The organism is Nocardia sp. CA-120079 (assembly GCF_050955745.1).
Classification (GTDB): Bacteria; Actinomycetota; Actinomycetes; order Mycobacteriales; family Mycobacteriaceae; genus Nocardia.
Genome location: NZ_CP192089.1, coordinates 47,792 through 62,533 on the forward strand (window position 1 = coordinate 47,792; position 14,742 = coordinate 62,533).

At 66.5% G+C, this 14,742-nt stretch carries 14 protein-coding genes; 3 read left to right on the top strand and 11 right to left on the bottom strand.

Features of this window, described 5'->3' with window-relative positions:
- Window positions 1-64: 64 nt before the first annotated feature.
- The 7 genes from ACQPYR_RS43455 to ACQPYR_RS43485 form a co-directional block, all read right to left on the bottom strand.
- Window positions 65-1,867 carry a hypothetical protein gene (locus tag ACQPYR_RS43455; RefSeq protein WP_433635594.1) on the bottom strand — a complete coding sequence of 601 codons (1,803 nt, stop codon included), beginning with the start codon at window positions 1,865-1,867 and terminating at the stop codon, window positions 65-67.
- A gap of 265 nt (window positions 1,868-2,132) precedes the next feature.
- Complete coding sequence (locus ACQPYR_RS43460) at window positions 2,133-2,411, bottom strand: hypothetical protein (protein ID WP_433635595.1); 279 nt, start codon at window positions 2,409-2,411, stop codon at window positions 2,133-2,135.
- Between the two features lie 121 nt (window positions 2,412-2,532).
- Window positions 2,533-2,916 (bottom strand): hypothetical protein, encoded by a 384-nt coding sequence (locus ACQPYR_RS43465; RefSeq protein WP_433635596.1) that lies wholly within the window; start codon window positions 2,914-2,916, stop codon window positions 2,533-2,535.
- Window positions 2,913-3,230, bottom strand: a complete 318-nt coding sequence (locus tag ACQPYR_RS43470) for a type II toxin-antitoxin system Phd/YefM family antitoxin (protein WP_433635597.1) — start codon at window positions 3,228-3,230, stop codon at window positions 2,913-2,915. The genes ACQPYR_RS43465 and ACQPYR_RS43470 overlap by 4 nt, the downstream gene beginning before the upstream one ends.
- A gap of 60 nt (window positions 3,231-3,290) precedes the next feature.
- Complete coding sequence (locus ACQPYR_RS43475; RefSeq protein ID WP_433635598.1) at window positions 3,291-4,157, bottom strand: hypothetical protein; 867 nt, start codon at window positions 4,155-4,157, stop codon at window positions 3,291-3,293.
- On the bottom strand, window positions 4,150-4,443 hold the full coding sequence (locus tag ACQPYR_RS43480; RefSeq protein ID WP_433635599.1) for a hypothetical protein: 294 nt from the start codon (window positions 4,441-4,443) through the stop codon (window positions 4,150-4,152). The genes ACQPYR_RS43475 and ACQPYR_RS43480 overlap by 8 nt, the downstream gene beginning before the upstream one ends.
- Window positions 4,444-4,445: 2 nt before the next feature.
- Window positions 4,446-5,618, bottom strand: a complete 1,173-nt coding sequence (locus ACQPYR_RS43485) for a hypothetical protein (RefSeq protein ID WP_433635600.1) — start codon at window positions 5,616-5,618, stop codon at window positions 4,446-4,448.
- 369 nt (window positions 5,619-5,987) lie between these two features.
- Between ACQPYR_RS43485 and ACQPYR_RS43490 the strand changes: the two genes are divergently transcribed.
- Both ACQPYR_RS43490 and ACQPYR_RS43495 read left to right on the top strand, forming a co-directional pair.
- Entirely contained in the window at window positions 5,988-6,332 is a 345-nt protein-coding gene (locus tag ACQPYR_RS43490) for a hypothetical protein (protein WP_433635601.1), read from the top strand.
- 142 nt (window positions 6,333-6,474) lie between these two features.
- Window positions 6,475-6,972: a hypothetical protein gene (locus tag ACQPYR_RS43495; RefSeq protein ID WP_433635602.1), complete on the top strand. Its 498-nt coding sequence runs from the start codon at window positions 6,475-6,477 to the stop codon at window positions 6,970-6,972.
- 57 nt (window positions 6,973-7,029) lie between these two features.
- Here the strand turns inward: ACQPYR_RS43495 and ACQPYR_RS43500 are convergent, their stop codons facing one another.
- From ACQPYR_RS43500 to mobF, 4 genes are all read right to left on the bottom strand, one after another.
- Window positions 7,030-7,194 carry a hypothetical protein gene (locus ACQPYR_RS43500; protein ID WP_433635603.1) on the bottom strand — a complete coding sequence of 55 codons (165 nt, stop codon included), beginning with the start codon at window positions 7,192-7,194 and terminating at the stop codon, window positions 7,030-7,032.
- A gap of 191 nt (window positions 7,195-7,385) precedes the next feature.
- Window positions 7,386-7,712, bottom strand: a complete 327-nt coding sequence (locus ACQPYR_RS43505) for a hypothetical protein (RefSeq protein ID WP_433635604.1) — start codon at window positions 7,710-7,712, stop codon at window positions 7,386-7,388.
- Window positions 7,705-8,007, bottom strand: coding sequence for a hypothetical protein (locus ACQPYR_RS43510; protein ID WP_433635605.1), 303 nt, complete (start codon window positions 8,005-8,007; stop codon window positions 7,705-7,707). Before ACQPYR_RS43510 ends, ACQPYR_RS43505 begins: the two co-directional genes overlap by 8 nt.
- A gap of 82 nt (window positions 8,008-8,089) precedes the next feature.
- Window positions 8,090-13,915 (bottom strand): MobF family relaxase, encoded by a 5,826-nt coding sequence (gene mobF / locus ACQPYR_RS43515; protein WP_433635606.1) that lies wholly within the window; start codon window positions 13,913-13,915, stop codon window positions 8,090-8,092.
- 272 nt (window positions 13,916-14,187) lie between these two features.
- Between mobF and ACQPYR_RS43520 the strand changes: the two genes are divergently transcribed.
- Window positions 14,188-14,736, top strand: coding sequence for a hypothetical protein (locus ACQPYR_RS43520; RefSeq protein ID WP_433635607.1), 549 nt, complete (start codon window positions 14,188-14,190; stop codon window positions 14,734-14,736).
- Window positions 14,737-14,742 lie beyond the last annotated feature (6 nt).

Sequence of the window (14,742 nt, forward strand, 5' to 3'; positions counted from 1 at the left end):
CTCAACTGGCGTTTCCCCGAGGCCGGGGACCTCGTGCGGCAGTGTGCCTGGTCGGGCACGATCGTCAGTCGCGCAGGTCAGGTGTGTTCCAGTGTTCGCGGTCGTTGAGGGTGGTGACCAGGTCGCGGTCGTCGAGGCCATCGGGACGGGGACCCACGATGCCGCACAGTGTTTCCCAGTCGATTTCGAGGTGGTCGGTGGTGGCCAGCGCGGCAGTCAGTTGAGTGAGCTGCGGGGGTTCTTCCCTCAGTTTGGGCTGGCGGCCCAGGTGCAACGGCTCGGTGATACCGAGGGCGAGGGCGGCCAGCTGCGCGGCGGTGGCCCGCGGTGCTGCCGGGTCGGGGTCCAGCGGGATGGGGCTCACGGCGCCGGTGCGGTCGATCAGGATGCCACCGTAGCGGCGTCGGTCACCGACAGTGGTAGCGAACAGGTGGACCACTGCGGGGGTGCCGATCTCGAGCAGCGTCCTGGGGACGTGATAGGCCAGCAGGTCACCGGCGCGGTGGCCCGGCAGGCTCCGCGCGGGGTGAGACTGGGGATCGGTGTCGGTCACCCACCCGAGCGAGGCACCTGCACCGTCTGCCGCGGCGGGGTCCTGGGGGCGGTTCCCGGGATTCGAGAGGTGTTGGCGCTGGTGGTGTTCGAGAGCTGTGGTGAGGGCTTCGTGCAGCCAGTTGTCGTGGGCGGGGATCGGAGTGAGGTGGCGCTCGATGGCGGTGCGCAGGTGTTCGGGGATCTCACCACAGTCGAGGGTCAGCACGTCGATGGAATTGGGGTAGCCGTAGTAGTCGGTGGCGGTGCGGGCCATGTCGTGGGGGAGGTCGGGTTGCTCGATCAGCCATTGCAGGGCGTGGAACAGATCGACCTCGCCGGGCTGTTTCGGCAGGGGCGGGTTCGGGTCGGTCAGGGTGGACTGTGGCGGCTCGATCGGCAGCACCCAGCCCGGCGGCACCTCGATAGAGGTCTTCTTGTCCCAGTTGAATTGGTGGGACAAGGTGGTGTCCCACATCGTGTTTCCGAGCTGGGCGAGCTCGTCGACGATCTCGGGTGGGGCGGGCCTGGCTCCGGTGGTGATCTGGTCGATGACCTCGCGGCACCATCGACGCAGTCCCGCGGCGACGGCCAGTCCGGGCGGGGTGTGTGAGGCGGGCACCGGTGGGGTGTGTTGGTTCAGGGGGCGGGGTTCCCACAGCGCGGCCGCTGTTTTCGAGATCGCGCCCTGTTCCCAGTACGGCAGCAGATGCCCGATTATCTGCGAGATGACCTCGGCGTCGAGCAGTTTCAGCCGTAGCCCGAACTCGAAGACGTCGGGATGGTCGGGGACTTCGGCGCCGAACAGGTCACCGTGGTCGTAGGAGCGCCAGTTGTTGGGCCTGATCCAGGCGATCGCGCCGCGCATGCCGCGTTCACCGCCGTACCCGAGGGCGGCGATGACGGCGGGGGAAAGGTGCTGCCCGGGAAGCCGCGAGATGCCGGGGTCGCCGACGGGCACGACCAGGCTTAGCACACGCGGGTCAGAGAATTCACCGGTGCTGTAGCGGGTGACATGGGCTTCGGCGTACCCACCATCACCGGTGGGAAGCTTCACGAACTCCGCCCCGACGCGGGACCAGCGTTGCGTGATCGGCCCGCCACCCGGCGCGGGGGCGAAGACTGGTAACGCCGCCTCGGGCGCGCGGCCGGTGGCCACGAGCCATCCCAGCACGTCCTCGCGCCGGTACAGCGGCCTCTTGGGTGTGGATTGCGCGATGGGCTCCGGGAATCGGGTGTCTTCCTTGCGCAGGCGGGAGATCATGGCGCGTTTGACACCCAGCAACTCTTCCAAGTCCTGGGTGGTCACAAGGTCCGGCAGGGTGAAGGCATCCATACGAGAAAATGTATCAGATGTTTACTCAGTTTACTGTCGGTTTGTGTGTCTACCGTATTGGGATACGTTTACTCGGGTTGTCCGCGCGGCTGCCACCGGGTGCCGTGCGGTTCGATCCTCCTGCGATACGCGGGGCACAGAGCCGGATCGCTCCCCCAGAGGGGATGTGTGCGAGCACAACGCCATCGAATGGAGGCAACGTCGACTCGTCGTGCCCAGCAGGCGTCATCGGGCGTGCCGTCGCTGCCAAGTGGCCCCGACCGAATCAGTTGGCGTTCGCCGCCGGGCGTTCCTCGAACGCCAACCCGGCCAGCTCGTCGTCGCCAGCCGCCAACTGCGCCCTGTGCCGCAACCGGTCACGGCAGATCGGGCAAGCGGCGAGCCAGCGCCGAGTCATTCGCCCCTCCTTGGTCTCGGCCGCGCCGGTTTCGACCGGGTCGGTGAGGTGGTCGGGCAGTGTCAACCGCATATAGACCACCGCGTTTGTCGGAGAATCACCGTGAAATGCCGCTTCGCACAACGGGATGGGTGTTTCGATGCTCATTGAGTCCTCTCCGATCCACAGACTATTCGCCACATCGGCCGCCATGCCGGGGCGTGGGATCCAGAGCTGCGAGAAGTGCCTTTGCACGAGCCGAAGTCTCGTGTGTCGTGGGATATTTGGGCTACGGCATCTGCGCTATGCGGACGGCATAGCCGTCGTACAGGTCGGGTCGGCGTGTGAGGACTGCGAGGTTCAGACTTTTGGCGATCCAGACCACCGGCGCGATCAGCGGCCAAAGCTCGCGGCTGCCGACGACGGGGACATTGAAGCCGACGGTGTAGGCCGCGTCGACATCGAGTTCGACCGCTTTGACGACCACGCGCCGCGACACCAGCTCGGCCAGTTCGGCGCTGTTGGTGACCGCCATGCGGGTGGCCGTCATCAGCGAGATGGTGGGCACCGCCAGATATCCGTGCCCCTGGGCGTAGTCCGCGAGCAGGATATGGGCATAGATGGGTGTTTCGGCGAACTGGATGAGGGCTGTGTGGTCAGCGACGTGACTCACGCAGCGCCGGCCGCGGACGCGGGCGGTGTTGCGGCTTTGACCTTCCGCAGCCACTCGCGGGCGTCGGCGATCTCTTCAGCCGGGCGCTGGTTGATCTTCTCGTTCAGCTCGTCGACGGTCTTCTCCCGCAATGCCTGGTCGAAATAGGCGGGTGGCAGTGCCTCGGAGTGCAGTAGGGCCGCCGGAACGAGCGCGACGGCGTCCTCGCCGTTCTGGGTGACCACGACCGGGCGGCCGGACTGGGCGACGGCCTGCACGACCTTGCCGAGGCGGTCGCGCAGCTCGGTCACGGGTACGGACTCATAGTCGACCATGCACCGACTGTACAGTGCGCCGTACAGTCGCGACATGCATGTGGCTGAAGGATCGGCCTTTCAGCCGCGAGTTTTGATATCTGCGGCCGCGACGAGTTTGTCGGTGGTGGGGTACCGCTGGTACCAAGTGGTGATCTCGGCGGCTCCTTGGGCCTCGGTGGAGTGGTTCAGTGACTGGGTGCGGATGGCTGCGCGGACGGCCTCGACGAATCGGGCCGTCCATGTGGTGCCGCGTATCGCGGCGATGATTCCGGTGTTGGCGTCGACCAGGAAGACGGTCACCATCAGGTGACCGTGGGCTCCGATGAGCGGGAGACCGGCGGTCGCGTTGGTTTGACGGACCACCTGCCAGGGAGTATCGGACCAGGGCATTGGGTCGAACTGGTGGGCGAGGATCAGCGCGTGCTGGCCTGCGAGCAGCGCGAACTGGGCGGCCCCCTTCCTCACTGCCATGACTTCGGTGTCGGTGGGTGCTGCCATGAACATCACCATCGTGGCGCCGCGCTCGGACAGCTCCCAGTGAATTGCTCCGTCGGGATACCGGGTGTGGTTGGGGTGGTAGAGCTCGCCGACGGCGTATCGGTGCGGCGGGGCGGCGGAGGTGGTGTCGGTGGCTTGGGTGGTGTCGTCGTATTCGTCGTCGTCGGGATCGGTGACCAGCCCGAGGTTGGGGTCATAGGGCAGATCGCAGCGTACGTAGCCTTTGGTGGTGATGGTCCAGCCTGTGCGCAGGACCGCCTTGACCGGTGCGGCGACCTCTTCGCCCTCGCCGCCGAGCGTGATCAGGATGCTGTGGCCGCCATCGCCGGTGTAGAGGTACCAGGGCTCCAATTCCGGTGGCAGGGTGGCTGGATAGCGGCGGCCGGGGATCGCATAGGCACCGTAGGTGGCAGCGATCACCGTGGCGGGATCGACGTGATCAGGCACGACGTGGAACCTCCATGTCAGATTCGGGGGATCGGGGCAGCGGGCGGGGTGGGCGGCCGACCGAGGGCCTTCGGGCCCACCATGGATCGAATTCGGTGGGCAGATATCGCAGCAGTGGCTCACCGGGGTTGACCGGCGCCGGGGGTGGTTCCTGGGCTGGGTCGGCGCGGTGGCGGGCCTCGGCCAGCGCCAGGGCCCGGGTGACCGTCGACGGGCTCACCTGGTAGCGGCGCGCCAACTCGGTTCGCGTCAATGGCCATCCGGGCGCTGGGTCAGGCATGGTCATGATCAGTCACCACCATCTCGCGCGCGGACCTCGTAGGAGTACGTCGTCTGGTTGACGATCGACCGCTTGCGGGTACCGCCGGCCAACACCGCCTGGACTCGCGCGATCAAGTCCGGGTCTGCCGAGACCCGTTCGGTGCGAATGTAGTCGTCGTAGTAGCCGGGGTGCTGGAACACCAGCCGGTCACCGGCGAGGATCAGTGTGCCGCCGTCGTTCATCGCGGTCGTGCCGTACCGGCACCGGATTGCCCCGACCTGGTCATCGAAGCGATTCCAGTCCGCTGTGATAACGCCTGTGCGGGAAACGGTTTCGACCAGCTGGTGAATCTCGGCGGCATCGGCGTGCTCGGCCGCTGCGGCGGCATCGGCGGCCTGTTCCTCGGCGGTGGGCTCGACGACGGCGACGTGGTGCAAGAGGTCCCAGTGCGCCTCGTCGTGAGTTTGTGGATGCCAGCACACCGAGGAAGCCATGTCGTCGTTGGTGAACCACACCTGACGGTCGATGACGATGCCTCGGCGGCCGTCGCCCAGTCGCACCAGCGCACCCAGCGGGTGCGCGAGATCAGTGGCCGTGGCCTTGTTCATTCGGCGGGTCGATATCAGCCGCAGCTCGCTGATCTCACCGGTGGCGGTTCGTTCGGATTCGGCGACCAGCTGTGCGCGGCGCGCCTCGTCGGCTTCTTCCGCCGCTGCGGCCTCGGCCGCGCGCTGCTGCTGCCGCTGCTCAGCGTGACGTTGCTCGGTGGCCTCGGCCTCGGCCTTTTCATGGTTGCGCCGCGCGGTCAGCTGCCCTGAGATTTCGTCGTACGCGGCATCGAACTCGGTTTCGGCCGGGAAGACCCACGTCTTGGCGTTCTCGTTCCAGATCGCGCCAGCGTTCTTCGCGCGTGCCCGGATATCGGCCCACTCGAACGGGATGACGACCGCGCGACCGGTGGCTTTGATCTGCGCGATCTGTTGTGCCCGTTCGTCGGCCGCCCGGACCATCTCGATCACGCGCGCCCTTTTCCCGGATCCAACCCAGAGCCTTCTCAGCTCGCGGTCCCAGTTCGCGCCGATCTGACGCATCTGGCCACCAAGTATGGATTCGTAGCTGCATCGTACGTAGATGCGTCGGCCGATCTGCCAGGCCCTGTCAATGGCGATGCCGTCATCGATGGCCTTGGGCTGGTTCATGATTCGCTCTCCGGTTTCAATTGGTGGATCCCGTGTTCACGGGCTGCCTCGACTCCTACATCCTCCCGCATCCACCTTTAATTCGCAAAGGAGTTTGCGAATTAAAGGCGAAGAAAAACCGATCCGGGGAGAGCTGTCGAGGCATCCACCAACCGGACCGGCCCACCTATCATCCCACCAACGTTCGATGTCGGGTTTCATGGGGCGGGAGGCCCCGAAGTCACCGGGGCCTCCCTCGACCGATGCCCCGAAGGGGAACGGGGCCTCAGCCTCGATAGGTATCGAACCACTCGTCACCGACAAGTTCTCCCGTGGCGTGTAGTTACGACATGGGCACCGACGCGTGTGATTTCCTGGCATGCTGGGTCGGTGGCAGACACCGACGAACCGGCTTGGGGCACAGTCGAATACCATCTGATCGGATTGCAGCGGGTCGCATCCTCTATCGAGGACGGCCCGCAAGCTGAGGCGTATCTTTCCGCGACGGTGTCGTTCATCGGGGACTCCGACATGGTGGGAGAGGCCGAGGTGTTGCAGCGGGCGGCCGACTATTTCCGGGCGCATCCGGAGCTGACGGTGCAAACCGCGAATTGGACGCGTTTCGAAGGCTCTGACGGGTACCCGCGTTTCGCGCTTGAATTGGGCGTGCTCCCGCCAGCGTCACCGTTGACTACTGAGCAGGTTCGCCAGTTCTACCCGAACGCGCCGCGCTGAGCTGACCTCGGTCAGATGTCGGGCCCATGGAGTGGTCTGGGCCTTGCAGGCGGCCCGCAAGTGTGGGCCCGCGTGATCGAGCCAGGGACACGCTAGTAGTCATCGGCGTGTCCACTGCCGCCACCTTCTAGAGTTGATCGCTATGAGTTCCCGGAATAGGAAGCGCGGCAAGCGCACCTGTATGGACTCCGCCGCGGTCGCCCGCGTGACCACCACAGCGCGGACCCGGCCGGATTCACCGACTGCCCGCAGCGGGTTCGCTGCTCGTGCGGTGGCTGCCCAGCCGACGGTGCCGGCGTGGATCGCCTGGTTGCTGCAGAACGCCGGGGAGGACACCGCACGCTTCATCTACCAGTTGCACTATCCGCTCGACTACGGCTTGAGCACGGACCAGATCGCCCACAGTGGGTGGGGCGCCCCGGCTGCGGAATCCTTGATCCGTAACCGCGCCTACAAAGCCGAGAGCGCTGCCCGCGGCGCTTTCAGGGCCTGCCTGCGTCGGGAGCGGGGCATCATCTCCGCCCAGACCCCCGAACTGCCCGATGACGACGCCTTCTACGCCTGCGGCGATAGTCGGGAGTGGACCGGGCACTGGTACTCCCGGGACCCGGTCGACGCACCGGAATGGCAGCCGCAGTAACGGCTCACGGTGCTCGCCGAAGGCGGCCGAGAACTCAGTCCTCGAGGTGATCTCGGTTCAGGAGTTGTCGGTGTCGTCGCGCGGTGTGAGGTTCTCCAACGCCCCGCCGATGGCGATGATGACACCGACGATCCCGAACAGGATCGAGCCGTTGGAGAAGGCAGCGACCGCGAAGACCGCACCGGCGCCGATGGTGGCGAATCGGATCATCTTCAACCGCACTGACCTTCTCCTTCTCGGGTGAACCGCCATCGTCGCGCGTCGAGCGTGTGAAGGCAACGGGCCGCCGTCGACTTGGGCGGCGCTGTGGTGCCCGGTGTGTAGAGTTGCGTGCGCCCCGGCCACCCGGGGAAATTACCGAGCGAAGTCGGCCCCGGTCAGCGCAGACACCAGGGCCGACTTTTCCATGCCGGTCATGCGGTCGGACGCAACGTGCTGAGCACGCGAATCGCGTCCGAGAGCGGGATCATGCGGCCGGGTTCCTCACTGGTCAGGCCGAGTTCGATGTACTGGCGGATCAGCATCGACGGGGTGATGCAATGCTCGGCGGCCACCTCTTTGACCCGGTCACGCATCTCCATCGACCACTTGAACGAGGTGGCCACCATCCCGGTTTCGATTTCGTCGCTGGTCGGTGGCAGCTCAGGAACCTCAGCGTTGTCGTCATAGACGAGGCCGCCCAGGAATTGGTCGGCTTCCTCGGCAGTGCGCGGGTAGCCCTTGTTCGGCTGATCAATCATCGCGGTTGGCCTCCCATGCGGTGTACTCGTCGAGCTGCTGTGGTCCCATCGGTGCGGCGATCATGATCTGCCACCGATCGGAATTCGAACGCGGCCGTCGCAAGACGATCACCAACGGCCTGCCTTCATCGGTGCGGCCCCACACGGTGATCACCGGTAGGCCTTCCGATGTGGTCGCCGGTCGCGGCCACCGCCGCGATCCGTACAGCACCTCCATCACTTCCCAGGTCTGGACGTCGTACAGGCTGATCAGCGTTCGACTCGCTGGACCCCATTCGTACTCCACAACTGTCACGATAATACCCTGGTAATACCCGAAAGGCATCGGCGATCTCGCCGGGAGAGCCCGCCCAGAGAGCTGGCAGGATCGATCCCGGCTAGATCTCGGGGCCGATGTTGTGGTCTGGGGCTTGCGGGCCGGGTCGGTGCATCTGCTGGCGGCGGTGTTCGTCTTCGGCTTCACGCTCGAGCCGCATCCGTTCGCGCTCGCGGTCGGCGTCCAGCTGCGCGGCGCGGCGCGAGGCGTCCTCGACCGCGCGGGCGCGCAGCTGGTCGACGTGTTCGCTGATTTGGTCGAACGTGTCGGCTCGGTTCTCGTCGGCTGGGCGGTCGCCGAGCACAGTTGTCGGGTCGGTGACGTCGTACTGCTCGCGCCAGGCCGCGACTTGAGCGGCGGTGCTGATCCATCGCGCCCGGGATACAGCGCCGGAGGGGATGGGGCCCAGATGGGCGGTCCAGTCCGGTTGCTCGGCAGCCGCGAGCGCGCCGAGTTGGGCGGTGCGTTCGATGATCGCGGCGTACTGCTGGCGGGCAGCCGCGGCGGCCGCGGTGGTGTCGTCGGCCGGTGGGGGAGCGGGCAGCCATGCCGGGGCGTGCGGGTCCGGCTGTCCCGCCATGGTGGCGGGGTCACTGCTGATGGTGTGCAGGTAAGTCGCGGCTGCTTGGTCGAGCGGGGTGTCCGCGGTGATCTCGATGTGCTGCACGGGTTGGGCTTGGGTGCCGTGGCCGCGTTCGACTTCGGTCAGTGCTTCGCCGCGGCTGAGGCCGGCTTCGGCTTCGATGTCGGCGGCCGCGTGGGCGACGGCGAGGCTGTATTGCGAGGTGAGCCGTGCGCCCTCGGCGCGGCTGTCGTCGAGTGTGTCGATGGCGAGTTCTTCGGCGAGCATCCGCAGTTCGATCACGTTGGTTTCGGTGACGATGCCTTCGGGTTCGGCGGCGGCGTCGAGTGCGCGTTTGGCGGTGTCGGCTTCACTGTGCAGCTGGTCGGCGTAGCGGCGTGCGTCCTCGGCGGCAAGTTTGGCTTGGGCGATATCGGCGTCGACGGGCGCGGCGTCGTCGGCGCGACATTGGTCGAGTATCTCGCCGAGCTGGGCCTGTATTCCAGGATCGTCGGTCGATTCGGTGATCTTCGTTTCCAGGAGTGCCAGGAAGGCTTCGTCGGCCTGTTCGGGCTGTTCCTGGAGGGCTTGGAGGTAGCGGTCTTCGGCTTCGAGTGCCTCGACTTCGGCGTCTTCGGCGCGTGCGAGGACCTCGCGCCAAGCCTGTAGCAGTGGGCCCAGCTCGTCGGCGCGGGCTTGGGCGGTGACGATGTCGGCGCGCAGCCGTTGCAGGCGTGCGCCGGAGTCCAGTTCGGGGTGGGGAAGATCGTCGATGTCGTGGCCGGCGGGGTAGTCGAACTCGTCGCTTTCGTCGTCGGCGATGCGTGGGTTGTGGGCGCGGGCCCGCCAGTCCGGTGCGTCGTCGGGCAGGCCGAGGATGCGGCGGCGCAATTCATCGGCGTAGTCGGCGACGGCGGTGTCCATGCCAGGGTGTTCGGGCGGGATCGGTGTGAGTCCGCGGGGACGAGCGAGATCTTCCAGGGCGCGGAAGCGGCCCGTCCGTGATGGTTCGGCGAGTACGTCGGTGCCGTGGCTGGCGGCGAGCGCGGCTTGGATGAGTGCGGCGGTGTCGGTGTCAGCGGTGTAGGCGAGGGTGTCGACGGCGGGCGCGTCAACGGAAACGTTGACAGCGTGGGTGTTGATCCATTCGTCGGCGCGGGCGCGTAGTAATGCGGCGGCGTCGCGGGCGGCGAGCAGGCTTTGCCCGTAGTCGCGGCCGCCGTCGCTGACGATGTGGGCGACGAGTGCGCCGGTGTCGAGATGGTGGGCGTCGGCGAGTGCGATGGTGTCGAGCAGGGCGCGGAACCCGCGACCGCGCTGCACCGATTGGTAGAGCACTTCGGGCAGGGCCCGGTCGAGTAGATAGCGGCCGCGTTCATCGGACAGCTGCCGTATGTAGGCCTCGTATTCCGCGCGCATGCGGGTGCGGCGGAGCGCGGGGTCGGGGGTGTCGTCGAGGTCGTCGAGCGCGGCCTGGCGCTCGGCGGCGGTGCGGGGCGCACCTGGCTGGTTGGCGGCCAGTTGCGTCGCGTCTGTGCCGAGCAGCCGGGCTCGCAGTTGTTCGGCGTAGTCGGCCAGTGCGATGTCCATGCCGGGATGCCGTGGCGGCACTGGGGGCACAGCGCCGGGATATTCGGCGTCGCGGACCGCGTAGAACCGGCCCCGGCTCTGGGTGGTGGACAGCACGGGGTGGGAGTTCATCGCGACGGCCGCCGCGATCAGTGCGTCGGTGTCGGTCAGGGCGTGGACGGCCAGGGTGTCGACCGGTGCGGTCGCCGATGAGGCGGCCGTGGTGTGGGGGAGGTGTTCGTGGATCCAGCGGTCGGCGCGTGCTCGGAGCACGGCGGTGGCGTCGCGGGCGGTGAGCAGGCTTTCACCGAGATCGGCTCCGCCCGCGGTGGTGATGTGGGCGACGAGTGCGCCGGTGTCGAGTCCGTGGTGATCTGCGACGGCGAGCGTGGCGAGCAGCACCGGCAGGTGCGCGCTGTTGCTGACTTCGTGGAAGATCGCGGCCGGGAGGGCGCGGTCGAGCAGGTAGCGCCCGCGCGCATCGGCGAGTGTCGCGGTGATCTCGTCGTAGATCTCGCGGACCCGTTTGGGGTCGGTGATGCGGGCCTGCTCGGTCCGCATCACCTCGGTAGCGGTCAAGTTGTCGTCTTCGCGGGCCATGACCCGCAGCCACATTTGACGCTCGGTGAGGGGCTCGTCCGGATCGTCGGGCTGGAGTTCGACACCGGGGTCGGGCACCGAATCGGTCGCGAGGAAGACGCCGTTGTATTCGGCGCCACGAGTCAGACCCACGTAGGCGAGCGCGCGGCCCAAGGTCGCGTTCATGAGTAGGTAGGCGCGTTTGACGGTCATGCCTTGCGCGCGGTGCACCGTGGTGGCGTAGCCGAGTTCGACGTGAGTTTTCACGTAGTCGGCGGGCAGTAGGACGGTGCCTTTGTGGTTCTCACCGGCCACGGTGAGCGACCCGTCCTCGTGCACTTTCCGGATGCGCCACAGGTCACCGTTGTCGACCGGTGATCCGCGGCGTCTACCGCCGGTGACGCGCAGCTGGTTGTTGTTGCGGCGGGTCACAATCGTGTCGCCGAGGTGTCCGTGCTGACCGTCGGAGAGCGCGATTCTGGGGCCGCTGGTCTTGACGCGGCCTTCCAGAGCGTGCGCGGTCTGGGCTGCGGCGTTGAGTGCGGCGACATCGCGGCGCGTGGCCGCCATCATCAGAGCCGATGTGCCTTTGGCGACGTCGCGGAGATAGGCGGTGAGGATCTTGTCGCGCAATTCGTCGGTCATGCCCGAGGTGATCCGGCCTGAGTCGGAGTACCACTGGAATGCTTGGCGGGGATCTCCGTTGCGGACTTCCAGGCTCGCGGCCGCTTCGCCGCGAGTCTTGAATCGGACAACGGTCACCAGCTCCGGCGCCTTGGTCTCTGTCGCGATCAGGCGCATCAGGCCGCCGGATTCGACAGCGGAGAGCTGGTACGGATCGCCGATGTACTTCACGACCGCACCGTGGCTGTCGGCGAGCTGCTGCAGCTCGAACAGGTTCGGGGTGCTGGCCATCGCAGCCTCGTCGACGAGCACCATCGTGCCCCGTGCTAGCCCCGGGTCGATGCCGTTGCGGGCCTGCCACAGCAGACTGTCGATGGTGCGGGCACGCACGCCGATGTCGTCGCTGAGCACGCGTGCGGCGGCGGCAGACGGTGCGAGTGCGATCACAGTGCGGCCGTCATCTGTCCACGCTCGCACCGCCGCTTTCATCGCGGTCGTCTTGCCTGCACCAGCTGGGCCGATCGCCACATCGAGCCGCATTCCCGACGTGCACAGGTGCCGCACGATGCTGCGTTGGCCCTCGTTGAGGCGGAAGTCTTTACCGTAGGTTGCGCGTCCTTCGTGTTCGACAGCGGCAATCGCTTTGTCGACAGCGGTTCGTGTGATGAATTCCGTTGTCGGTGTGAGCGCGGATTCGCGCATGTAGTTCTCGGCGGCGAGCACTTCCTCGGAGGTGTAGCGCAGTGTCGTCATGGCGAGGGTCTCGAATTGGCTCTCGCCGTTGCGCCGTTGGACGCTGAGCGGGGGTTCGTCGGGGTTGATGGTCAGCTGGATGCTGTGCCCGTCGCGTACCGCGCGCACGACTTCCTCGACGGCGGCGCGGTTGGCGGCATCGTCGGGGAAGTCGCACTCTTTCAAGCGGTCCTCGACGGCGGCGCGGATGTGCATCTCGTTCCAGGTTGCACGCCGCCGAGAAATCTTGTCGGTCATCTCCTCGGCGATCTGGCGCGGCTCGTAGACGGCGCGCTGTTGTGCGACTACATGGGCTTCTACCCGGTCAAGGAGGTTGTCGGGGCTGGTCGGATCGAGCAACCTGCGCACCTGGCCGGCTGCGGCCGCGTGCTCCTGTGTCGACGCGAATACACATCGGTCGAGTCCTGCGAACAGCGCCGCATCCATCGTCGCGGTGTTCGCGGCGATCACCGCGGCTTTGCCGCCGAGCTCGACTCCGACGGCGATCGCGACCCGTTCGGGATCATAGGGCCGGGGCGCTTCCGGGTGCTTGTGCATGTAGTCGATCTGGGCGACGAACTGCGGTCCTGTGCGCCCGTCACCGAGAAATTCCTGACCGCGCTCGTCCCATTCGGTGACCATCTCCCGCAGCGACTTCGGGATCGGCTTTGCGTCGCGAGTGTCGAGTGTCGCTTGCTGGGCGAGCTGGATCTGTATGCGCTTGGAGGGGTTGCGGCCGTGCGTCTCGCGGTATTCGGCCACCAATTGCTCGGTGCGGCGAACAATGTCCGCGCGGCGGGAGAAGTGGGCGATCATCGCGTCGCTGACGCCGTCGACCTCGAATACTGGCTCCTTGTCGGGGCCGCGTTCGCTCGTGCGGAACTTCCACGAAAGTTCGCGTTTGATCTTGCCGGTGATCCGCGCGTTGTACTGGCAACTGAGCCCTGTTGCTCCGCCGAACAGCGAGCGGGCATCCAACGAACTCCACTGCCCATCGCTGCCCATGATCTTTGTAGATATGGCGCAATGAGTGTGCGGGTTCGGGTCTCCGGTTCTGTTGTCGTAGTGCTCGAACATGGCAACCGCGAAGCCTTCGGCGTCGATCTGGCGGATGCCTCCACGGCCGCGGCGGGCCAGTGCGAAGTGGTCTTCAGCCCACTGGAGAGTTTCGAATACGGACTCGCGATGGATCCTCATGAGGGTTTCGCGCAATTTGTCGTCGGCCAATCCCCACAGAATGCTGACGGACTTGACCGGGGTGAATACGCAGTCAAAGCCGGTGACGGCACGGCGGGTTTGCTTCTTCTCCGCGCCCAGGGCCGCATTGATCTCGGCCTTGGTCGGCTTGTGTCCCGTCGTCATGCGCAGATGCTCATGCGCGGCGTCGGTGCGCAGAATCATGCGTTCGTCATGGTTGGGGCGGCGCTCGTGCTTGCGGATCCACTCGTCGATCTTGCGGTCGTAAATGACGCTGATCGGGGTCTTCTTGGTGGTGAACTCCGAGTGCATCGGACCGATCTTCGCGGCCTCGACAGCCTGCTTGGCGGTTCTCCCGGCGGCCAGTTCCTCGGCGATCAGTCGGTCGGCGTCCGGATGCAGTCCCTCACCGAAGAGTGCCTGCATCTGTCGTTCGGTGACTTCACCGGTCATCCCCAGCAGTTCAGCCCCTTTTCCGAACCATTCACCGGCAGGGGTGCCGTGCTCGGTGTAGTAGTCGGTCAGGTCACGTGAACGTTCGCGGTCGCGGTCAGCGGTCGCAACTTGACGTGTCAAGTATTCGTATCCGTCGCCCGCGTGAAGGGGGTGCGGACCGGACATCATGGTCGCGATCGTAGCGCGATTTTGCCGTTAGTAATGGAGAGTTTTTCTGGGGATCCACGATGGTGCAGAGGGTGTGTCGGTTTTTTTGGCTCTTTGCGGGGCCCTCTAGGGCCCCGTGCCCTTCGCCCTTCATCGGCCGATCGGGCGGGTGCGCGGAGCGTTGGTACGTGTGTTCGTGTGAGTGGTGAGTTACCGTTGGTGATTATGTGGTCTGGGTCGGGGGGTTGGGGCCTGAGCTGAGAACCGTTAGGCGAGTGGAAGGACGGGCGCGCATGGCACCCAAGCAACCCGCGAGCGGCGACGTGTCGGCACGCAAGGCGGCTCGACTACGCGCGACGCAAGCGACCAAAGCGGCGGCCGCCGTGCTCGCGGCCAACCAGACTGATTTGGCCGACTTCTTCGCCCGGCGTGCGTCGGCTGCCGAACGCCTCGCGACGGCGACGAAGCGCCGCGAAGATGCGATCGCGGCGGCCAATGCGCGCCGTGATCGAGCGATCGCCGCCGCGCACAGCGGATACGAGCGCGCCACCGCCAAAGCACTGGCGCGGCAAGGGGCGGCGCTGCTGCGCATCAAGCGGCGCGGCGCGACCGAAACCGATCTGCTGCGCTTGACCGAGTCGGAGGGCCTCACCAGCGGCGAGCTGCGCAAGATGCTCGCGGCGGCCGAGCAGCTGTCCGCGGCGGACGCTTCGGCGGTGGAGACTGTGGCGGAGACGGGCGAGTCGGCCGAGTCAGCGGAAGTCGAGTCGACTGGCGGTGACGCGGCCTGGGAAGCGTTAGGCGGCGGGGAACCGACCGAGTCTGTGTCGGTGGGTTCGTAGGGCGGG